At 42.8% G+C, this 23,029-nt stretch carries 17 protein-coding genes and 1 pseudogene; 10 read left to right on the top strand and 8 right to left on the bottom strand.

Features of this window, described 5'->3' with window-relative positions:
* Positions 1-152: 152 nt before the first annotated feature.
* Positions 153-806 (bottom strand): thiol:disulfide interchange protein DsbA/DsbL, encoded by a 654-nt coding sequence (locus L2729_RS16795; RefSeq protein WP_248989289.1) that lies wholly within the window; start codon positions 804-806, stop codon positions 153-155.
* A 482-nt stretch (positions 807-1,288) separates the two neighbouring features.
* Here L2729_RS16795 and L2729_RS16790 point away from each other — a divergent pair, with 482 nt between their 5' ends.
* Positions 1,289-2,125 (top strand): hypothetical protein, encoded by an 837-nt coding sequence (locus L2729_RS16790; RefSeq protein ID WP_428848258.1) that lies wholly within the window; start codon positions 1,289-1,291, stop codon positions 2,123-2,125.
* 72 nt (positions 2,126-2,197) lie between these two features.
* On the top strand, positions 2,198-3,808 hold the full coding sequence (locus L2729_RS16785; RefSeq protein WP_248989287.1) for a diguanylate cyclase domain-containing protein: 1,611 nt from the start codon (positions 2,198-2,200) through the stop codon (positions 3,806-3,808).
* A 54-nt stretch (positions 3,809-3,862) separates the two neighbouring features.
* On the opposite strand, the pseudogene L2729_RS16780 reads toward L2729_RS16785, so the two are convergent.
* A pseudogene (locus L2729_RS16780) lies at positions 3,863-4,424 on the bottom strand (lactoylglutathione lyase family protein).
* A 141-nt stretch (positions 4,425-4,565) separates the two neighbouring features.
* On the opposite strand from L2729_RS16780, the gene L2729_RS16775 reads away from it, so the two are divergent.
* Positions 4,566-5,444: a LysR family transcriptional regulator gene (locus tag L2729_RS16775; protein ID WP_248989286.1), complete on the top strand. Its 879-nt coding sequence runs from the start codon at positions 4,566-4,568 to the stop codon at positions 5,442-5,444.
* A 22-nt stretch (positions 5,445-5,466) separates the two neighbouring features.
* On the opposite strand, the gene L2729_RS16770 is transcribed toward L2729_RS16775, so the two are convergent.
* On the bottom strand, positions 5,467-6,732 hold the full coding sequence (locus L2729_RS16770; RefSeq protein WP_248989285.1) for an MATE family efflux transporter: 1,266 nt from the start codon (positions 6,730-6,732) through the stop codon (positions 5,467-5,469).
* 290 nt (positions 6,733-7,022) lie between these two features.
* The gene (locus L2729_RS16765) at positions 7,023-7,421 is read right to left on the bottom strand and encodes a hypothetical protein (RefSeq protein ID WP_248989284.1); all 399 of its coding nucleotides are present in this window, start codon (positions 7,419-7,421) and stop codon (positions 7,023-7,025) included.
* Between the two features lie 342 nt (positions 7,422-7,763).
* On the opposite strand from L2729_RS16765, the gene L2729_RS16760 reads away from it, so the two are divergent.
* Entirely contained in the window at positions 7,764-9,092 is a 1,329-nt protein-coding gene (locus tag L2729_RS16760) for a BamA/TamA family outer membrane protein (RefSeq protein WP_248989283.1), read from the top strand.
* A gap of 134 nt (positions 9,093-9,226) precedes the next feature.
* Positions 9,227-10,081: a pirin family protein gene (locus tag L2729_RS16755; RefSeq protein WP_248989282.1), complete on the top strand. Its 855-nt coding sequence runs from the start codon at positions 9,227-9,229 to the stop codon at positions 10,079-10,081.
* A gap of 69 nt (positions 10,082-10,150) precedes the next feature.
* Here the strand turns inward: L2729_RS16755 and L2729_RS16750 are convergent, their stop codons facing one another.
* Positions 10,151-11,818, bottom strand: coding sequence for an amidohydrolase (locus L2729_RS16750; RefSeq protein WP_248989281.1), 1,668 nt, complete (start codon positions 11,816-11,818; stop codon positions 10,151-10,153).
* A gap of 145 nt (positions 11,819-11,963) precedes the next feature.
* Here L2729_RS16750 and L2729_RS16745 point away from each other — a divergent pair, with 145 nt between their 5' ends.
* Positions 11,964-12,830, top strand: a complete 867-nt coding sequence (locus tag L2729_RS16745; RefSeq protein WP_248989280.1) for a 3'-5' exonuclease — start codon at positions 11,964-11,966, stop codon at positions 12,828-12,830.
* A gap of 13 nt (positions 12,831-12,843) precedes the next feature.
* Positions 12,844-13,632 carry a DUF3465 domain-containing protein gene (locus L2729_RS16740; protein ID WP_248989279.1) on the top strand — a complete coding sequence of 263 codons (789 nt, stop codon included), beginning with the start codon at positions 12,844-12,846 and terminating at the stop codon, positions 13,630-13,632.
* A gap of 50 nt (positions 13,633-13,682) precedes the next feature.
* On the opposite strand, the gene L2729_RS16735 is transcribed toward L2729_RS16740, so the two are convergent.
* The 3 genes from L2729_RS16735 to L2729_RS16725 form a co-directional block, all read right to left on the bottom strand.
* Positions 13,683-14,609 carry a DMT family transporter gene (locus L2729_RS16735; RefSeq protein ID WP_248989278.1) on the bottom strand — a complete coding sequence of 309 codons (927 nt, stop codon included), beginning with the start codon at positions 14,607-14,609 and terminating at the stop codon, positions 13,683-13,685.
* Positions 14,610-15,012: 403 nt separating this feature from the next.
* Complete coding sequence (locus L2729_RS16730) at positions 15,013-15,246, bottom strand: ribosome alternative rescue factor ArfA (protein WP_248989277.1); 234 nt, start codon at positions 15,244-15,246, stop codon at positions 15,013-15,015.
* A gap of 180 nt (positions 15,247-15,426) precedes the next feature.
* A complete protein-coding gene (locus tag L2729_RS16725; protein WP_248989276.1) occupies positions 15,427-16,542 on the bottom strand; it encodes a permease in 1,116 nt (371 codons plus the stop codon).
* Positions 16,543-16,999: 457 nt separating this feature from the next.
* Between L2729_RS16725 and L2729_RS16720 the strand changes: the two genes are divergently transcribed.
* The 3 genes from L2729_RS16720 (at position 17,000) to L2729_RS16710 (ending at position 23,021) form a co-directional block, all read left to right on the top strand.
* A complete protein-coding gene (locus L2729_RS16720) occupies positions 17,000-17,932 on the top strand; it encodes a hypothetical protein (RefSeq protein ID WP_248989275.1) in 933 nt (310 codons plus the stop codon).
* Positions 17,933-18,210: 278 nt separating this feature from the next.
* The gene (locus tag L2729_RS16715) at positions 18,211-19,593 is read left to right on the top strand and encodes a Na+/H+ antiporter NhaC family protein (RefSeq protein WP_248989274.1); all 1,383 of its coding nucleotides are present in this window, start codon (positions 18,211-18,213) and stop codon (positions 19,591-19,593) included.
* A gap of 590 nt (positions 19,594-20,183) precedes the next feature.
* Positions 20,184-23,021 (top strand): TonB-dependent receptor domain-containing protein, encoded by a 2,838-nt coding sequence (locus tag L2729_RS16710; protein ID WP_248989273.1) that lies wholly within the window; start codon positions 20,184-20,186, stop codon positions 23,019-23,021.
* Positions 23,022-23,029 lie beyond the last annotated feature (8 nt).

The following is a 23,029-nucleotide window of genomic DNA, read 5'->3' as shown; positions in this document are numbered from 1 at the left end:
AGTGCTTGAGATACGTCCATAAAAAATCCGAATGTAAGGAATACATTCGGATTTTCGCATGCTGAGAAGATCGGTCAACCGATCAAATATTGACTAACTGATCGGCATTAGCCATTAGGCACCTTTTATCATCTAAATAAACTTATGCTGTTTTACTTATGTTCTACCGCTAGGTAGTTAATAAGGTTGATAAGTTCACCTAAAGTACGTACCGAGTTCATGTTAACGGCATACTTGTCGTTAACCACGAATGCTGGAACGCTTTGAATTTGAAATTCTTGTTGCTGTGCACGCCATAAAGCGAGTTTAGTATTGGTTTCTTTGCTGTCTGCGGCTTTGTCGTACTGCGCGGCATCAACACCAAACTGTGCGAAGACTTGCTTGATGTCATCGCGGTTATTGATCTTTTGCTCATGCTCGTGGCCTTCAGCACTATGGTCGTGACCACCTTCGTTTCCTTGGATTGCTGCGAACATTGCATTAGTCAGCTGATCTTTTTGACCCACGGTTTGAATCACCGCTAAAGATCGCATGACTTCTGTACCAATATCACTGTTCATGAAATCGACGTGCTTGCTGTCGAAGCTAACAGACTTATCTAAGCTGGCTTTAATATCACCTAAATACTGTTTTTCCATGTTATAGCAGTTATGGCAGTACAGAGAGTAAAACTCAGTCAGTTTAGGCTCACTGCTAGGCGCTTTGTCTGATACTTGGGTAAAGTGCGTACCTTCAATGAATTGCGCCGCAAAGCTGCTCATTGGAGCAACGACAAGTGTTAATGCTAAAGCGATATGTTTAATCAAGCTAATGCCCTCAAAGTGACCTTTGTCTTTTTAGACAAGGTGTAATCGTAACGAAAAATACAGCTATTAAGATTTCGCGACTTTAATTTATAGTTATTAAGAATAAAACAATATGCTTAATTATGACTTAAATTTTACTTTCTGACATGCACTAGAGTGTGACTTATATGGTGCTTTCGATGAGAAAAGTGACTTTTCATTTTAAAGTTTGTAGTGCTTCACAAACTGAATTGAATTAGTGCTTATTTTTTGTTTTTGATGGAACTAATAGACGTTTGTGTACTACTTGAAATAGGTCTGATGAACATTGGTTTGAGTCAGCGCGTCATTTTTTCCCATTAATTTAAGCTTTTCAGCGACATCAGAGCTAAGATTAAACAGATTAAGCGCGTGACTTGTGCTAAATTTTAGTCAATTATTTAGTTTTTATGATTGAATTTCAATTGGTTCAACTTTAAAACTTAAACGTCATGTTGGGGGAAATGGATTTGAATATACCATCATATTTAATTATAGGTTCAGTCGTGTGCGCTGCAATGAGCGTTACCGCTAAAGCGGAAGGTACTGATTGGCGTATCGCATTTGGCGGTCACAACACTATTGTTGAGCAAGTTGATTCGCATACATTAGGCGCGCATGCGGGCTTTTTTGTAGAACATATCACTCAGTCCAATATTAGTTGGAAAGGCAATATAGATATCTTTATTGATGATGATAAAGATAAGCTTGATCCCGACCATATCCCTATTTGGTTTGAAACGGCTTGGTCTGTAGACGGCAACTTGTATCGTTTTTCTCCCACCATGAACCTGCAATGGCAAGTCACACTCGACGGTAAGCGTAATACCGTGAGCTCCGTTGAGAAACAGTCAAAGCTATTCCCAGGTATTGTCGCTCGCTATAACAGTGACAAAGTCTATGCAGGATTAACGCTTGCTGGTGGTCATTATATGCTCGAAATCGATGATGATGTGCCAAGAGAACGTGGCTATGACCGAGAAGACTTCCAGAACAAAACTGGCGCTTACTCCGTCGCGGCAGACACTCGAATTATGCTGGGTGAGTCATTTGATATTTATGCCGGCGCGCAAACATGGAACGATGGAAGCGACTGGTTAGAGAATAAATACTCAGCTGTATTTAGTTATCATTCTGATAGCTGGATTGAAGATAGCTTAATCAAACTCAGTGTTGAACATACCGAATATAATCTTGATCCTTTTGATAACCGAGATAAAAATGCTCCCGACTATCTGGCTATTTTACCTTGGGATAAAGACACTTTAGTGAGGCTCTACGTCGATATGCCGTGGGGATAGGTTGATTTTTAAAGATTAAATAATATTGAGAGCCATGAATAACATGGCCTTTTAAAGTGAAATTTGGGCGCTATGAAAACCTTATCTTTATCCGTTTTATTGTTTACTACACTAGTGAGCATTGTTATCTCCGTCGCTATTGGCATGCGGCTTTATGTTGAAGAAACTCGCGCTATTGAAGTGGAGTTTACTCAAGATATTGACGATAAAGCGCGAGTTTTAGAGCAAGAAATAATGCTTAATATTGAGGTGCTGCATGCGCTAAAAGGGGTTTTTATTAGCTCCGATAACGTGAGCCGTGGAGAGTTTAAGCAGGTTGCTACCAGTTTTCTTATGCGTCATCGCAATATTCAAGCGTTAGAGTGGATCCCAAGGGTTGATGCGCTAGACCGAGTGGCAATGGAAACTCGCCAACATACGTTTTATCCAGACTTTGAATTCACCGAAAGAACCACGAATCAAAACTTGGTGACGGCCACGTCTCGCTCCCAGCATTTTCCTGTTTTGTATTTAGAGCCATTCGCGGGTAATGAAAATGCATTAGGCTTTGATTTTGGATCGGAAATTGAGTTTATGAAAGTACTCAATAAGTCTCGGGATATCGGCACCTCAATGGCCTCTGCTGGGGTCAAGCTTGTGCAGGCAAATGATCAAACTGGTGTATTTATATTTCTACCGATCTACCAAGGTGAGCCCAATACACTGATTAAACGCCAACAACGACTGTTAGGCTTTATTGGCGGTGTTTTTCGTATTGCAGATATGTTCGATAGCGCCATTAAGCGCACCTGGGTACAAGGGATTGACTACACGCTCGAAGATATCACTAATGATAAGCATCAGGCGTTATACAGTAATTTACGCGACAATGAGTCGGTTAACTTTCACCAAAATAACAGTGAAATCGTTTATCAGCGGCCACTAACGCGTTTTAGTGGACGCCAATGGCAAATTCATGCGATGCCAAGTGAAGGTTATATTGCAGAACGGCGTACCGCTTTCCCCTATTTAGTCGGTGCTTTTGGGATATCGGCGACGCTTGCTTTAGCCATTTATGTGTTTTTTATCATGCGTCATACACATATGATTGATATACAAGTAAAGGAGCGTACGCGAGATCTTAATCTTGCTAAGAAGAAGCTCGAAGCATTATCAATGACCGACAGTTTGACTCGAATTGGTAATCGACGTTTTTTTGATGAGGCATTTCAAAGAGAGTGGCAATTAGCCATAAAAAATAAAACGCGATTGGCGTTATTGATGATCGATATTGATAACTTTAAGAGCTACAACGATTCCTATGGCCATCTTGCTGGCGATCAGTGTTTAATCGAAGTTGCCCAAGCTATTGCTGAAGCATTGCATCGTCCAAGTGATGTCGTTGCTCGTTACGGCGGAGAGGAGTTTGTGGTGTTATTACCCCATACACGTGATTGTTTCTCTCCAGCACAACGTTGCTGTAGTAATGTCGAAGTCCTAAATATTCCGCATGCCAGCTCCTTTACTGGCCCTTATGTGACGGTAAGTGTAGGGGTGGCAAGTATCATTCCTACAGAACATGACGATATGATTAAGTTTGCGGCAGTTGCAGACATTGCGCTCTATAAAGCGAAAGATAATGGCCGTAATCAAGTCTTTATTGATGCAGAAAATATTAAGCCTAAAGCAGAATTGGTGGGTTAGAAACGGGCTAAACGCATCGGTTTTGAGGATGAAACGACAAAAGGGGCTGATAATTCAGCCCCTTTTGGTCATCAATGCAATGCTTAATGTTAGCGAAGATAAGCATTTTATATTCGCTTGGCCAATGCTAGCGTAGTGCAGCTCGTAACTGTGGCTGTAGAGCTCGAGAATATTGCCGAACGGATCTTCCATGTAGATCATACGGTATGGCTTTTCACCAGGGTAATAGTATCTAGGAGCCTTCATACGCTTTTTACCTCCCGCTGCCACAACCTTCTCTGTTAGGCCTTCAACGTCAGGATCTTGGACGCAAAAATGGAACACACCTATTTTCCAATACTCGAAGTTGTTTTCAGGATTTTCTTGGTTTTTGAATTGGAATAACTCAACTCTAATTCTGTCACCCGTTGACATGTGCGCTATCTTAAAAGACCCTCAGCCCGCACCAAATACGTCTACCATCACATCACACCAATAGCGCCATCATCTTCAATGACATCGTTAGGCTCCATGATTAAATACCAACCAAGCACTTCAGTGTAGAATTTTACCGCTGCCTCGATATCGGGAACGGAAATACCAATATGTGAAACGTGCGTGGATATGCTTTTGTCATTTGAGTACCTTTGTCAGCGAGTTGTTGTTTCAGTGCATTCAGTATAATTAGACATGGGAATTAGGCTGAGTTATCAATAACTAGTATTTTAATAATTACTTGTTATCATGTTGATGGCTTTAAAATTTGAAAGGAGTATTAATGCTGAATCAACAATGGCTAATAACGTTTGTGACTCTCGCCGAGGTAGGACATTTTACTCGCACTGCAGAGCAATTATTTATGACTCAGCCTGGCGTGAGTCAGCATATTAATAAGCTTGAAAATCAAGTTGGCACCTTGTTATTAACCCGAAAGGGCAAAAGTTTTGAACTGACGGATGCGGGCCTGCAATTACTGGCTTATGCCAAAGGAAAAATCGCAGAGGAGGAGCATCTACTGCAGCAACTCCAAGTCGATGAACCTCATAGTGGGATCTGCCGCATTGCTTGCTCTGGCGCATTAGCCATGCACTTTTACCCTCGTTTTGTGCAATATCAATTACAGCATGAACAGCTTCAAGTTTCTCTAGAGGCAGCGCCGAACAGCGCCATCATTAATAGTATTTTAGATAATAGTGTGGACGTTGGTATTGTGACGCAGCAGCAATCGTCGTTGGAGCTTAAGCAACAATATTTAGGCAAGCAGGCACTATGCTTAGTGTTACCGCCAAGCTATAGCGGGGCTAACGTAACCCTGTCTTTATTGGAGAAGATAGGCTTTATCAATCATCCAGACGGCCATTATTATGCCGAGCAACTGTTGAGCGCCCATTTTGGCAATGAATTTTCAGGGATGAATAAACTCAAGCAACGGGGTTATATCAATCAGTTGAATCAAATTTTGTTACCCGTCTCTAAAGGCTTAGGTTTTACCGTTCTACCGCAGATAGTGGTGGATGAATATCCTGAGCCACTCTTTGTTGCGAACACCTTGTCAGACGTTGCTGAAGAGCTTTATATGGTGACCAAGAAACAGCGGCAGCTGCCCAGTCGTTATCAATGGTTTATTGATACGATCTGTCAGCAGCTTAAGCCTTAGGGACATTGAACAGATTATCGCTTTAGTTAGAGGCCAGTTTATGTTGTCTGACTAGGCGATATTCCATCACACTCGAAATGATAAACATCAGTACGTAGCCACACCCCATCGCGAGGATAACTGCGACCACGTTATCAGTGAAAGCCCGTAAAATATAAAACATAGCAACTAAAGTGACGATACCAGCGATACGAATCGATAAACTCTGCATAAAGTGGCCGTGGGCTTTTATATAGGCTATCTGAAAGGCATTTAACATCATAAAACCAAAGAACAGTGAGAAATGCATCAATACTGGCGCTGCAGAAGCGTAAGTGGCAGGGAAGATCAGCGTGACGAGTTCTTCACTGAAAAATATCATGCTCAGTAAAAATAAACAGCTTATGGTGACGCCTAAGGTATAAAACCAGCGTCGCATTTTGGCTATCTGTTCATACTCCCCTTCACGGAGACACTGGGCTATTTCAGGTAGAATATAGCGATAAACAGGAAAGATAAATAGCAGTGTCATATAAGCAAACAAGGGTCTAACAACAACTTGGAAGTCTCCGAGTTCATCCACAGTAAAGTAACCAACGGTCAGTAGAACAGTAATGTAGATCATCAAAATACTAGCACCGACCTCTAAAGAAGACAGCATGCTTTTTTTCACAAAATTACGCATCTCAGGGTCGAGTTGAACGGGGGCGAAAGGGGTGGTAGCAATCTCTTTGCGACGTTGAATAAACATGTAGCAGGCAACGGCTATACTAGAGAGCATTAGGCTGAAAAACAGCGAGGATATCGCGCTTTGGTGCAGGGCGTAGTAACACACTAAGAACAGCAGTATTTGCACTAATGGCTCAATCCAAATCGCTTTATTGGCAATATGATAAAGTCGATACATACCAATTTGATTAGTGAAATACACCTTAAAGCCCATACCAAGAATAATACCCACCAACTGAACATATTCGACATCAATCTTGAGTTGATGTTTGATATAAGGCAGCACTATCCCCCATGTCAGCAGCACCATTAATATGAGTGAGTAGCGAAAAATATTGGTAATATCCTGCGCGTTTTTTGTTTGGGAAAAACTCACGACCATTGAGCTTCTAAAACCGCTTAAGAGGATCAAGGATAAGGAAATAATGTCGACAACGGTGTGATAAAGCGCAAGATCACTTTTGGCGACCCATTGTGCTAGCCAAATTTTAAAGGCTAATCCAAGGGATATGCTCGCTAGCGTCGCCCATATTGCTGCAATAAATGAGCGCTTAGCCCGTTCAAATGAAGTTTCTGACATGATGAAGGTTAACTCGGATATTAATAACGAAGTATTCGTAGTAAGAAATATTACGTGACAATCGAAACGGCGTCAGAAGTTTCGGCTTAAGGTGTGAGCTTGTTAGAAACAACTAAGTTAAATCAAATACTAGCTGAACCTTTTACAGTGCCTTGATTTGTGTGATTGATTTGTGCGATTTATTTTGTCAGGGGAATAATCATTATCTGCATTCTGCAATAGCGACATCCCCCTAAAGTGAACTTAGGGTGCAGAGGTCGCATTGCGGAGCACACAACCAATAGCAAAAACTAGTCGAACACCCGTGGGCAGGCGGAGTAGTCATTAAAAGCATCGTCCCAGCGGCGAACATCGTTTGCTCGGCGCCAGCGGCCGTGCCAAAACTCCATCATGCAAGTGCCGCCATTTAATTCGACGAGGAAGGTATCTTGCTCTTTAACTTGCTCATAGGTTGGGTACTGTTCGCTACTTTTCCAAGTGAGGCCACCACGAGTGTTGACCCAGTTTTTCCAAAAAACTTCAACCGTAAGCCATTGCTTACTCGACTGTTCCCACGCCATAGCCTGACCTGATTGAATGACCAATTGACCATTATGGGTGCCAACCGCTGGCGTTGCGGCGGTTGCACTCGTTAGTGTCAGTAGCACGCAGCAAAGCAGTGTGATTGGTATTAATATTTTTTTAGCCATCAATCTTGCTCCATTTATTAAAGGCTCTATGAGTATAGTTGCCATTATTGGCTTCGAAACCTGACTGTCATTTAATGATGAAGTCGTCACTCTATTTTCGATAACCTAGTCTACGACTAGCTTCACATGAACTCTTAATTGAATCTCGCATCAATTAAATGCGTATGTTATTTATTTACTCGTAAGATATCAGATGTTGTTATTTTGTTGGTACTATTTTATTGATACCGTTGTGTTTACTTGGTTGGTATGTGTATTGTGGGTAAAAGAAAACTTATATTGACGTTAATTAGCGGTGCTGAATTTTGGCGTATTTAACGCATAATTGAATTGGGGAATTAAATGGGTTTAAAAACCAATATTAACGTCTTTAATAGCGGTATCTTCGCTCTCGCGTTGTTACCTATGTGCACACTTGCAACGCCAGCGGCTAATGTTAAAACCTCAATTGACCGAGCTGAGACGCCCGACAATGTTAAAGAAAAGCTGCTTTTACCTTATTTTTTCAACTCTGAATCTATGGGCCTTAACATTGGTTTAGGTGGCATGCTCAGTGGCTACTTCCAAGATCAGATGACCATTGGTGGCACCGTATTTGGCGGTGATGTGAGCCAAGGTATCGGACTCGGTGTGTGGAATTTTAAACTGCCAAAAACAGAACGCTTTTTCTTAAGTACCTACGGTTTCCTCGGTTATTATCCTGATCAACGTGCTTATGCTGGAGGGGGTCAAGAGTTAATTCCTGCGGGTACGCCGCTTCCAGGAAGTAATGATTCAACCAATTTACAATTCTTAGAAGCCAATGGTTCATCAAACTGGTTTGATATAAAGCTTGAGTATGCATTGCCAATCGGTGCGACCAAAGATAAGGGCATGGTTGAATACAAGCTTAAAAATGGCTTATTAGTGTCTGAGCCAAGTGGTGGAAAAAGTTGGGATCCGCTTGAAAGCGGTGCAACCGTTGTAGTGTTACGCCAGTTTAACCGTTATCAAAGTTTTGAATTTGTCGATGGCGAGCTTGATGGCACCATCCATGCCATAGAATTGGGGATCTTATACGACAACACTGATTTTTCGGTTAACCCATCAAGTGGTAGCAGTCAGTACTTTTCAGTTTCTCACGATGCTGCATGGTTAGACTCTGATAATGAGTGGACCTTTATGAACCTCGATATGAGTAAGTATTTTTCATTTGGAGAGTCAGATTATGCCAGTCAGCGAATACTCGCACTCAACTTTTGGACTGGTTACTCACCATCATGGGAACTTGAGTATGACGCACTTGGCGGGCGACAAGTCACCAACAATGCGCCTTACAATGAAGGTGCGACTTTAGGTGGCTTTTATCGTATGAGAGGCTTCGACCAAAATCGTTTTCATGACAAAGCGGCTATCTATAGCAGTGCTGAATATCGCTATACTTTGAAATATAACCCGATAGAAGACATTAATTGGTTGAAGTTCTTAAGGTTAGATTGGTTTCAAGTGGTTGGTTTTGTTGAAGCGGGTAGAGTGGCACCAGAATATACCGCCAGCACGTTACTGTCGGATCTTAAAGTTGATTACGGCTTGTCGTTAAGAGCATTAACCGCCGGTATTGTGATCCGCTTTGATATCGCTCATTCCGATGAAGCGACTAACGGTTGGGTTATGGTGGATCACCCATTCTAGACACAAGCTCTATTTTCGTTATGCAATACCCATATCTTTCGCATTATTAGAATGAATATCGCTATATTTCGCGTTATTCATTCTAATCATTGGTTGTTAATCTAGCCTTGTAGATAACTATTAAGGCAAAGTAAATGAACATAATCAGTCAACATAAAGCGCTGCGCACCATGGATGGTGACGGCGTTAATATCTCTCGCGTCGCCGATTTTACTCACGGTCACTTTGACCCTTTTCTTATGATTGATGAGCTAAAGTCAGATGATAAAGCGGATTATATTGGCGGCTTTCCGCCACACCCACATCGTGGTATCGAAACCTTTTCCTATATTCTCAAAGGCGGTATGGAGCATAAAGATCAGCTCGGTAACGTCAAAGCGATACAGGCGGGTGATGTACAATGGATGAGCACAGGAAGCGGGGTTATCCATTCTGAGATGCCCTTAGCTGATGCTGATACTGGCTTACATGGTTTTCAAATTTGGCTCAATATGCCTGCCAGCGAAAAGATGCGTCCAGCACGCTATCAAGACACCACCAATACGCCCATCCCTGAGGTGAGTAATTCACATGGTGTTAAGCTAAGAGCATTGACTGGTCATTGGGACTTTGCAGGGCAAACAGTGACTGCACCCATTCAAGAGCTTGCCGGAAAAGCAGAAATAGCAGACTTGATATTCGATGCCAATGGCAGTGCCGAGCTGAGACTGGATAAACACCCATTTGTAGGGGTTTATATCTATGCGGGGCAGCTAACGAATGACACTGGAGAGCTCTATAACGCGCAGCAATTATTGCTGCTCGATGCTAAAGCCGTTTTAACGCTTAGGGCTACGGCTTTAGGGGCTGGGGTGTTGTTATTAGTGGGGACACCCATCAAAGAGGATATCGTGCACATGGGGCCTTTTGTGATGAATAGCCAAGCTGAGATCCGTCAGGCTATTGATGATTATAAAAATGGCCGTTTTGGTGATATTCCACCAGCGTAAGCGGATTGATCGACAGTCCCGAAAATAACTCACCCATAATGCTCGCCTTATGGGTGAGTTCATGGCGGGTTAGCCTTGATTATCTTCTATATTAAAGACCACTTTGCCATCGACCCAAGTTTGTAGCACTTGTGTTTGCCATATCAGGCTAGCATCGTCGTTGATAATATCGCGATCGATTAAGATAAAGTCAGCTTTCATGCCCGGCGCTAAACGGCCAATGGTATTCTCTTGATGGGCTGAATACGCGGCTGCAGAAGTAAAGCTGGTGAGTGCTTGGATCATACTCATACTTTGATCTGGATACCAACCTTGCAGTGGTTTGTTGTCATGATCTTGGCGTGTGACTGAGGCATGCAGGCCATAGAAAGGGTTAGCAGACTCTACGGGGAAGTCTGAGCCTGCGGCGATAATGGCATTGGATTCCAGCAGTTTTTGCCAAGCATAAGCCCCTTTTATACGGTCGGGGCCCACTCTATCTTCAGCCATGTTTTTATCGCTGGTGGCGTGCGTTGCCTGCATTGATGCTACAACTCCTAGCTGAGCAAAACGTGGGATATCCTCAAGACGCAATATCTGTGCATGCTCCACGCGATGGCGTAGTTTTTTGCTATTGGTTTGCTTTATAAGTGCCTCATAATCATCCAGTACCAGCTTATTTGCATGATCGCCTATAGCGTGAGTGTTGACCTGAAATCCGGCTTGCATGGCCGCTAACATATAGCTTTTAAGCTGCTTTTCGCTATGCAGTAGCAGGCCTTTGTGTCCGTGGAGATCGGAGTAATCTTCGATTAATGCAGCACCTCGGCTACCTAAAGCACCATCCGCGGAGATTTTAACGCTGCTAAAATCCAGCTTTTGTGATTTATGGTGATATGGCCCCTTACTCATAATGCTGCTGAATTGTTTGTCTCCGGCCGCGACCATGCCATATACCCGTATTGGCATGTCATCTTTATCGGCCAAATTTTTATAGGCATTCATAGTATCGCTGCCTACACCAGCGTCATGTACACTGGTGAGTCCTAACCGGGCTAAATCGTGCATTGCGGCTTTAAGTACGGTCTCTTGCTCGGCAATACTCAATTCTGGAATGGCTTGACTAACAAGCGCCATAGCGTTATCGATAAATACGCCACTGGGCTCACCGTTTTGGGTGCGAATGATCTCTCCGCCAGCAGGCGCCTTACTGTCTTTAGTTATCCCGGCTAACTTCATTGCCGCGCTATTAGCCCAACCTGCATGTCCGTCAACTCGTCTTAACCATACCGGCGTATTCGGAAAGTGCTTATCGAGAGCGGCAGCGGTCGGGAATGTTTTACTTGGCCATAAAACCTGGTTCCAACCCCGTCCTTGCACCCAAGTCAGCTGTGGATTGAGTTGACGAAACGCCAGCGTTCGCTTTACTGCTTCAGCTTCTGACAAGCTGCCACGAAGGTTCGTGCGCATTAAGTTGAGGCCCCAACCAAGCACGTGCCCATGAGCATCAATTAACCCTGGTAGCATGGTTTTACCATCGGCATCGATAGTGCGCATCGAGCTGATAATAGTGGGTTGTTGCTGCTCACTATAAAAGCGAGTGACAGTGTCATCACTTAACTCAATTGAATGAAAGCTAACAAGTTGTCCTTTATCTATGGTGTAGCCATTCACATTTTTGATTAAAGTGGTTTGTGCGTGAGCGCTGCAGCTAAGCGCTAATAGGGCTGGATAAATCCATTTATTCATCTTTTTCATGACTATCGGCATCTTATTCTTATTGTTTTAGACTGATTCGATATTAACAGTTGGGTTTTATTAAGCAATAAGGTGTGATTTCGCGTTATGATTCGATGCGAAAAGTCATTGCTTAATAGCGATTAAAACCGTTGAGAAACACAGTATGAGCTTATATAAATTTGGATTGGCAGCAGACAAGTCGGTATTGCTGAGGCAAGCACTTGGCGCGGAAGCAGATGCTTACTTCGCGGCAATGGAAAGCGCTGAACAAGCATTCTTGAGTTCTATTACTAACGAACAAAATCAGCAAAAACTTGATTGGCTGCTGCTGCGTACGAATTTAATCTGCCGTATGAGTGATAGAGATATCGCCCGTTTGAGCGATTACCGTATCGATAAAATTCAAAAGGTAACAGAGCATTTAAACGGCTCATCGCGTCAAATCGTCATCGTAAACGTCGACACTTTAGCGGCTGTTATTGATGATATTAAGGCGCAGCAATGGGTTGGTTTTGATACTGAAACGGCGGCAACTTTTGAAAAAGGTCGTCGTAATACCAATCCTATTTCCTTGATTCAAATCGCGACGAGCAGTCATTGTTATCTGTTTAGAATGGTTGGCAGCAATATAGTGCCTTTTAAAACGGCACTTACTGAGGTGTTAGGTGAGGATTCGAATATCGTTAAGATTGGCATCGGCCTTCGCAGTGACGTTAATGCGATGAAGCGTGACTTTGGTATTGCGCTCAATCCTATACTCGATCTCAATGGGTTGATGAACCAACTGGGTGCAGCAAAACAGATGGGCACCGTGCAAATAGCGGCCACGGTATTGGCGCTTAAATTACCTAAAAGTAAGCGGGTGACATTATCTAACTGGGCTATTCCACTTGATAAGCCATTATCACCAGAGCAGATCAATTACGCCGCAGGCGACGCGCTGGCTGCACTGGATATTTTTCATGCATTGTTTGAGCAACTCAGTGCTTATAAAGCCTTGTGGCCAAAATCAATACAACAACGTTTTTAGACGAGGGATTGCTGTGATAAATAAGGGACAATTAGTTCGCTGGAATGACAGCAAAGGCTATGGTTTTATCCGGGTAGAGAATGCAGAAGAGGGCAGTGATGTGTTTATTCATATGTCAGCACTACAACATATGGCTAGGCGACCATTGGTTGGCGATATCTTGTATTTTCAAATAGAGATCCAAGCCGATGCTAAACAACGCGCATTTTCGGTACGGATTGAAGGCGTTGAAAGCAATCTTGACACTAGTGAAGATGGTACTGAACCGATAAAAATTAACGATAAAAAAGCCCTCAATAATCAAGTTGAACCTGCTAAATCGATAAAAGGCATGTTATATCGTATTGCGATAATGCTTGTCGTATTGGCAATTGCTAGCTTTGTCTATAACCGAGTGTCACCGCCTAATAGTTCTGGTGCTTATAGCTCTTCCGCGTATATATCGAGTGTTGTTGCTGCGGATGAGCAGCATGAGCAGCAGATATGCCAAGCCTTTTCTCAACAGCAAAGTGGCATACAGGTGCAAAGTGCTGGGGTTGTGAGCCGACTGTTACCGGACGACAATAAAGGCAGCCGTCACCAGAGGTTTATTATTACTCTTTCAAGCGGCCAAACTCTGCTGATTGCGCATAATATAGATTTGGCAGCGAAGATCGACAGTTTGAAGATCGGCGATCGCGTCTTGTTTAAGGGCGAATATGAATATAACGATCGTGGCGGTGTGGTGCACTGGACCCATCATGATCCTAAAGATCGGCATGTTGCTGGCTGGTTAAAGCATCATGGGCAAACGTATCAATAGTGGTCGCTATCGATAAACGGCGTGTATGATTCGCCGTTTTTACATTGCAGTTAACGTTTGCGACTGGCTCTCTTTTTAGACAGCTTATTCAGCAAGGGATCGCCAAACTGATACAAGGCTAAACCGGTTAACACAAAACAAGCACCTATCGCTAAGGCTTGGGTAATGGCTTCACCATTGAGCTGCGCGCCTAACATCATGGCAAATACCGGAGTAATCAACGTGACTAACGCAACAGTGCTGGCATTGAGATGCTGCAAAATATAGAAATAGCTGATAAAACCAATAAGTGAACCGAAAATACCCAAGTAAGTAATCGCTAACAGTGAACGCGGCTGCCAAGTATCAATCGGCAATGTACCATCAAATAATAACCAGGCTAATACAAACATTGGCGTCGAATAAATAAGTGCGCCCACTGTACTGGCAATGGGGTGGATATTGATCTTAACCGTCTTTATTAATACCCCGCTCAAGCTAAACAAACTCACCGCAGATAGGATCAATAGCAGTCCAATCCAGCTATCACTCGCAAGTGAAAGCTTTGATGAACATACAATACCAAGTCCGATGAATGCCATGACTAAAGCGACTAATCGCATTGGGCCAAATTTGGGTTCATTAAGTATTTTTTGCGCTAATAGGCCTGAGATCAGTGGTGATAAACCAAAGATCAGCGACATGACACCAGAGGGGATATAACGGGCGGCAAAATAGCTAAGTAGCATTCCGCCAACAATCCCAATCGAAGAAACGGCATATAGCTTTCTTGCGGTTGCACTCCATGGCAGTCGAATACGTGCAATCAGTATGATCAGTGCACCTAACGTCAGCGCAATTAGCATTCTCAGTAATACCGCCATCGTTGGATGCACTGACTCACTGCTCCAGACGATACCTAGCGGCGTTGTCGACCAAATTAATACCACCGACAAAAATGCCGCTGGAACCATCTTGGGTAATGCTGTTGCTGACATTTCAACACTCCTTGCGCTTATCGCGGGGTCATCAATCATGACTCGCGCTAATGATACTGATTAATTTAGAACCGCAGGAGAGCAAGGCTAGCAAAGAGGGGAGTATCCATCACCGCGTTGCAGACTCTTTGGGGTGTGGAATCGAGAATTAGTGGTATTACTCGTTATTACATTCCCCATTTTCCGTACTGCCTGATGGCCATATCACACTGGCGAAGAGTCGTAGTGTCAGGCAATTAACTTGCGTACAAATAGTGGAGAATAAAAGTGTCATTTTACCAAATGGAATATCGTGTTTCGAAGGCTTAATAGTCTATATGTTGAAGTTGATAGTCAATCACTAAATTGACCAAATCGCGCCTTTAGCAAAGGCGTTAATAAGCTTGGTGAGATAAGAGGAGAGTTACGGCGTGATTTTGCAAAAAAGTAGCTTAACTAGAAAGTCAAAAGGGGCTAAGCCCTTCAGCTTTTGCCCCTTTTGTTGTTTGCGGTTGTAAGACCCTTTGCCCTTTCTAGGCTTCTCAGTCCGTGTTCTAAACAAGGTACTGGTGACTATTGCCTTTAGCGCATTATCTCTAATGACGCCGCGACCACTTTCATGCTCAATCTGCGGTTGTTGCTGGCGATGTTTTGCCATCACGTGACTCCTCTAACTAATGTACTCATTTTTAACTTATGATTGGTGAGTGCTTGCTAACGATAGAAAGCACTGCAGTTAAGCTTCCTAGTTTAATAGAGTCTTAACCACAGTGCAATTATACGCTTATTAATTGTACGCGCGAATGCTTTTTGCTTTAGCCGTTACATAAAGTAAAGCTTAGGCAAAAATGAAGCTGTAAAGATAGCCTGCTGTTATCGCCATACCGAGGATCACCACCAAAAATGCCGCTATCATCTGGTTCTTAAAAATAGACTTGAGCAAGATCACTTCAGTTAAGCTGGCACCAGCACTACCGATAATCAATGCCATAACCGAACCCAGCGCCATACCTTTGGCTACTAATGCTGAGCTTAAAGGGATCACCGCTTCTGCACGTATATATAGAGGGATACCAATTATCGCCGCAATAGGAATGGCATACCACATACCCTCACCAGCATATTTAGCAATCAGTTCAGTTGGCATAAATCCGTAGATGAATGAGCCAAGTGAAATACCTAGCATTAAGTAAGGTAGCACTTGTTTAAAGTCTTTCCACGTTGAGCGCCATACACGGATCCAGCGATTGTCTTGTTTAACGGTGTCACTGACAGCAGATGAACTTGCTGCATTAGAACGTGTTCCACAACCACTTTGCGGTGCTGGGCTACAAGTCCCTGCCGTTGCAAGTGCAGGCTCTGCGTTGCAACTGCTCTGCATTACCGCTTGCACTTCTTGCTTAGGTACGCAGCCGCTAGAGGTTGTTTTTACGGTCTCTGTTACTGGCTTTTTGTCCGCCGTTGAGCAACTGGTCCCACAACTAGAGGGCGTTACCGCTTCATAAGCTTCAGGTTTCACATAACGCTCAAATCCAAGTTTTTCTAAAACATAGCCAGCGGTAACAGACACAACCATAGCGACTAAGAAATAGAATACCGCGACTTTAATGCCAAACGTCATCACAAATAGGCCAATGATGATAGGGTTCAGTAATGGGCTTGCGAACAAGAAAACCATCATTGGGCCAAAACCGGCTTTTGCTCTGAGCAGCCCTTTTAAAAAGGGGATCGTTGAGCATGAACAAAATGGTGTAATGGCGCCAAGCAGAGCGGCGATGATGTAGCCTTTACCTTTTTTAGAGCTCAAAATCGATTGTATTTTTTCAGGCGGGATATACTCCTGCAAAATACCGACAATGTAGCTAATAGCGAGAAATAGCACCGTTAATTCAGCGGCTAAAAACAGGAACATATTCGCTGTTTCTTTTGCCATTGTGATGATTTCAGGACTCATAATATTGACCTTACTAATGATTGTTTGTTATTTCTGGAATTGCCGAAATAATTAAGATGGGCTGATAATAAACGTATTTAAAAGTTAGTCAATTTATATTTCGACTTTTATCGAAATAATTATAGGGGTAGGTGTTGAGAACGATACAAAGTAAAAGGTTGTATGATTGTTGAAATGACGGTCGCATGTTGGTTGTAGCCACATTGATCCTTAAGGCAAGGGGTTAAGAATCACCAGAAGACCCATGCCGATTTGACTGATAACTCTCAGCTAACACAAGGGGGCTAACTTGCCATTTTCACTGTGTTGTCGCGGCATCGCTTTCGTCTTGCCTGACCTACGACCAAAATAACCATAAAAGCTCAATGTCGGCGAATCATTAGTGATAATTTGATTGTTAAAATAGAGCAAATGCTTATGATGGTAACAGTCTTTTCAAAGGCTTAAAGGAAAAACCATGCTTGATGCTGTTTGCCAATATGACGAAACCAAGCCGATAACCTATTCGGTATTTAAGTTTCAAAAGTTATCTGATGCTGATATTGAAAAATATCGGCAAGCACTTTTGTGCCCCGCGTGTGCAGGTAAAGCCTATTATCGTAAAGCATCAAAAGATGGTAAAGCCGCATGCTTTGGCTCGCGCTATCATCAAGCAGATTGCGCTGAGTTTAAACCTTTTGCCGCCAAAGAGCGTGAAGAACAACATGCGATTGAAGTTAATCAGCTGCTCGTTGATAGCGATGCGATGATTATCGATTTTAGTCGTGCGCCAAAAATGACTAAAGCCAAAACGCCGTCAACGGTTACCAAAGTGCTTATCGAAAATGAAACCCAATCTAACAGCACTGCAACCACAACCTCAATGCCAGCAGACTTATCAACAGTTGAGCTATTAAAACCTGAGCTCACTGGGCCTGCTGCCGTTAAAATAGAAGATGAAACTAGCACTAAAAAGCGGGTCGCTACCCAAGGGCTGGAAAAGGTATTGCATAGCTTATTGCGCGGCAGCGATCTGGCAACATCGGATCTTTGGGTATATACCGATGATAAATATCGCTGGCGTGCTAAAAACCTATTTGTAAATTTCGCCGATGCCGAGCCGACTGAAAACGGTGCACCGCGTCTGTATTGGGGCACCATCTCTCATACCGATAAAGAGCGTTTGTGGTTGAATCCGGCCGAGACTAAAGATGTGGGGATCCCTATTGATATGTTTGCCAGTTCACTGATCTCTCGCTTTGGTTTAGAGGAGCGCCGCGACTTTGAAGGCGCAGGGATTATTTTGTTTGGTAAATGTTTTTGGAATAAAGCCAAAAGCCGTAAAATCATCCAGCTATGGAGCAATGACGTTAGTCGTCTGTTTATCTCTAAGGCTGACGACAACGACTAGACATGAGTCGTAATCCGAGTATTTAATTCTCTCTCTTATGAGGCTTTTAGCTCATTTACCTATGAATTTGCAATAAAAACGGCCACCGAAGAATAATTTTTGTTGACTCAAAAGCCATTGAGGATTATTTTCGGCGCGATGTTTTTCTGAGGGTTCCATTAAAGACCGGTAAAAGGCAGGCTCCTCAAGGACAAAGCAGCAATTGAACTCGACATTTAACGGTATGAGTTTGGTGAATAACCTTGCCATTTTGGCACTTTATATAAGGACCTTAGCGCATGTCTGAGCCGACAGCCTTAAGTCTTGTCCCACCTGTGGTGGTATTGGTGTTAGCCATCGTGCTACGCCGCCCAATCCTTTCTTTGATTATTGGCGCATTAGTGGGCTTAGCGATGTATGACAGCGCTAATCTGCTGACCAATTTCGCTGATACTTCGTTATCTGTTATGGCCGATGAAACCATTAGTTGGCTTATTTTAGTGTGTGGTGGCTTCGGTGCTTTAATTGCACTACTGGTGAAAACCGGCGGCTCAATGGCATTCGGTCGTCACGCTTTAAAATTGGCCACAGGGCAGAAGTCATCACTTTTTATGACCTTCATTTTAGGCGTGGTCATCTTTATTGATGATTACCTTAATGCGCTCACGGTGGGTTCAACCATGAAGCGGGTGACTGATAAATTTAAAGTATCGCGTGAAATGCTGGCTTATGTGGTTGATTCAACCGCAGCCCCCATCTGTGTGCTGGTACCCTTATCTACTTGGGCGGTATTTTTTGGCGGCTTGTTGGTCGACAACGGTATCGCGAGCGAAGGCCAGGGGATTGCGGTTTATATGCAGGCAATTCCGTACATGCTTTATGCGTGGTTAGCCGTTCTAATGGTACTGCTGGTTATTTTAGGGATCGTGCCGGTATTTGGGCCGATGAAAAAAGCGCAGCTCGCTGCGATGCAGGGTAAACCTGCCATCAAGCAGATGGATTTAGATGCGGTGCAAACCTCTGATGAATATGCGCTTAAAGCGATTGAAGATGAATTTAAACATGCCGATGACGGCGGGAAACTGCATAATTTCTTTGTGCCGATTTTGTTGTTGGTTGGCTTTACCCTTTATTTTGATATTGATGTACTTAAAGGGTTGATTGCGACATTAGCGCTCACCTTGCCTTATTACGGCATACAAAAATTGATGCCACTGTCAGAGATGATGGAACAGATGATTGATGGCTTTAAGAACATGCTTCCCGCTATCGGTACTGTGATAGCGGCGTTTATCTTTAAAGATGTTTGCGACAAGTTGATGTTGCCTGAGTTTGTTATTGGCAGCTTGAGCCCGTATATGACCCCAGAGTTACTGCCCGCAGTGGTGTTTTTAACGATGTCAGTGCTAGCGTTTGCAACGGGTTCTAGCTGGGGGATATTCGCAGTCTCGATTCCAATTGTTATGCCGTTAGCACAGTCGGTGGATGCCAATATTCCACTGGTTATTGGCGCTTTATTATCAGCATCCTCTTTTGGCAGTCAGGCTTGTTTTTACTCTGACTCAACAGTATTGGCCGCTCAGGGTTCGGGGTGTAATCTCGTGAGCCACGCAGTCACGCAACTTCCTTATGCGTTAATCGCGGCCAGCTTTACTTTTGTTGGTTTTTTACTGTTAGCGTAAATATTTACCGTATATAGATAAGGGCCGCACTTTAAAGTGCAGCCCTTTTTTATATCTGATACGTCTCCGTTGAAAGGTTAGAGCACTCTTAAAAGTATAGGCGTTAGTTTATTAATCATATTTATAACCCAAAGTGAGCCTTATTAATCTTAGTCAAACAGGATTAGAGTCGCGGAAGCGGTTGTCATATATTTTCTTAAGAAACCACTAAATTACTTATATATAAATAGCCTCTCATCAATCCAATTAACTATATTTTTATCCTACTAAATAACACTGATTTTTTGAGTTATAACATTTAAATGAGGCTTGAGCCTATCCCCTCCAGTTGTTAAGTAGAGTTCACTAAACGTACACCATTGCTGGATACTCTTTATTTTGAATGTTATTTTTTTGTTTCATTTTGTTTCTATATTGTTGTAAGTTTAACTTTACTCACGTTTATTTAATTAATGTCATGCTTGTTGTTGACTAAATGTGTTGAACATGTAAATTGATGGCTGTAAATGTTGAAGGTTTCACGTTGAAAATTATAAAACTCAATAAGATTAAAAAAATTGAGTACATAACTAACCAAGGGAATGTTGAATATGACGTCAATAAGCAGTTTAACTAAAGCAGTACGAGTTGCGTTACTTGCAACTACGAGTGCAGCGTTACTTGCAAGCACGGCAGTTTATGCTGAAGAGCAAGATGAAAACAAAATAGAACGTATTGAAGTAACAGGTTCAAAAATTAAGCGTATTGGTCAATTGTCTCCAACTCCAGTAACTATCATTACTGGTGCGGATATGATGGATATGGGTATTACTAACGTTGCCGATATCTTGAATAAACTTCCGTCATCGACTGTTGGTATCTCTCCTGAAACATCAAATAATACGATTTTTGCAAACGGACTGAACCAAACAAACCTACGTGGTTTAGGTTCTGACCGTACTCTAGTGTTAGTTAACGGTCGTCGCTTTGTTGCTGGTTCAAATGGTAGTTCAGCTGTCGATTTAAACACTATTCCAACAGCAATGGTTTCAAGAATCGAAGTGATTACCGGTGGTGCATCTGCAGTATATGGTTCTGATGCCATAGCGGGTGTTATTAACATTATTACTCGTACCGACGTTGAAGGCGTTGAGCTTGATGTTTCTTATATTCAGCCTGAGCAAAGTGGCGGTGAAGAAAGCCAGTTCTCTCTTACAGCAGGCGGTAGCTTCATTGATGATAAGCTTTCTACGGTATTTAACTTTACCTATGCAGAGCAAGAAGAGCTACGTAAATCAGATAGAGATTTCTTAGATAACCCAGTTAATAGTATTTATAATCCAGACACATCTGATGGTGCTCCAGCACGTATTCCTTATGAAGGGCGTAAGCCGCTATCTTGGATTAATGAAGCTGGTACTTTCTTTGCTAATGATGGTGGTCAATACACTTTCGATAAAGATGGCAATATGAAGGTATTTGATTACGGCGAAGGTCTAATCGAAGGTCCGGGTAACAATGGTAATTACTGTGGTCCAAGCTGTGAAGGTTATGATCCTGTAAACTACGGTTTAGTGCGTACGCCGCTAGAACGTATGGTATTTACCTTAAATACTGATTATGAAATCAATGACGATCATAAGATTTTCACTGAGATTACTTATGTTGATTATCAGTCTAACGGTGAAAGCTCACCAGTATTCCATACTAACAACCCTATCGCAGCAGATAATGCTTTCCTTCCTGATGATACGCGTCAGCTAATGACTGACACCGGAATGACTGGCTTTAACCTTTATCGTATGGATAGAGAGTTTGGTAATCGTACTTATAACCAAGACCGCGAAACAATGCGATTCCTAATCGGTATCGAAGGTGTTATCAGCGATGATTGGGATTACTCTTTTCATGCTCAACGTGGTCAGTTAGATGAAACCACTGTATGGGGTGGTGAGATTTGGGGTGACCGTTATAATCAAGCTAAAGATGCAGTCTTTGCAGCTGATGGCAGTATCGTTTGTCGTGATGCCGATGCGCAAGCGGCAGGTTGTGTTCCTTTAAATCTTTTTGGTGAAAACCAAGCAAGTCAAGCAGCTGTCGACTGGGTTAGTACTAGCGCAGGCCAGACTGCTAAAACAACTCAAACAACTGCTGGTTTAGTGGTTAGTGGTGCATTATTTGATTTACCAGCGGGTTATGTTAGTGCTGCGTTCAGTGCTGATTACCGTAAGGAAGAGTCAGAAACTAACCCAGATCAAGAGCTAGTCGATGGCACTATTTTTGGTAACAATGCTAACCCTATGAAGGGTGAATATGATGTAACCGAGTTTGCCGCTGAATTTAGCATTCCACTATTGTCAGATATGTTCCTTGCACATGACTTAGGAATTGACCTTGCTTACCGCTGGATGGATTACAGCACAGCGGGTAATGACGACGCTTGGAAAATAGGCCTTAACTGGGCACCAATTGAAGATCTACGTATTCGTGCAACAAAGTCAAAATCTGTACGCGCACCAAACATTGGTGAGCTATTTAGCCCTGCTGGACAGACATTTGAAAGCTTTACTGACGTTTGTGACAAAATCAACGTCGAGTTAGGTCCAAATGACAATCGTAAAACAAACTGTCAGGCTAGTGGCTTACCTGAAGGTTGGAATCCAAGTGATTCGTTTTACCAGAGTAATACCCCAGGATCCAATGCGGGTAACGAAGATCTAAAAGCTGAAACTTCAAACGATTACACTGTCGGTGCTGTTTATACGCCTAGCTATCTTGAAGGTTTCTCTATCACAGTTGATTACTGGGCTTTTGAAATTTCTGATGCGATTGAATACATTGATGTGAGTACTGCAGTACGTTACTGCTATGACTCTGAGTCGCTAGATAACGTTTATTGTGGCCGATTTACCCGTGATGGTTCGACTGGCGATATCGTTGATTTCGTCCAGAGCCCTGTAAACTCAGCTTCGTTTGATGTTAAAGGTGTTGATATTGAAAGTCAGTACGATATCCCAACTGACAGCTTTGGTGACTTTAAAGTTCACGTTATCGCAACGTATCTAGAAGAGTGGCAAACTAACCCGACTGGTTTTGCTGAAGATTTACAGAATGATGTTGGTGAGTATACCGACCCTCGCTGGAAAGCTATGTTTAGCCTTGGTTGGAACTTAGATGCACTTAATCTAGAAGCAAGAGCAAACTATCGTCATTCTTCAGTTGCTAGTAATGATTGGCAGCCAGAGAACAACAACTATAACGATATTCCATCGTCTACAGTTTGGGACTTTACTGGTTCGTATGCTTTCACTGATTCACTTTCTGTACGCTTTGGTGTGAAGAATGCGTTCGACTTAGCGCCACCACGTAACCCATATGTTTATGATGGTGCTGGTTTGTATGACACTACAGGTCGTGCTTTCTTCCTAGGTGCTAACTATAAGATTTAGTAGTAACT

Origin of the sequence: Shewanella gelidimarina, assembly GCF_023283945.1 — a bacterium.
In the GTDB taxonomy this organism is placed as follows: Bacteria; Pseudomonadota; Gammaproteobacteria; order Enterobacterales; family Shewanellaceae; genus Shewanella; species Shewanella gelidimarina.
This window is presented reverse-complemented; position numbering and strand designations above follow the sequence as displayed.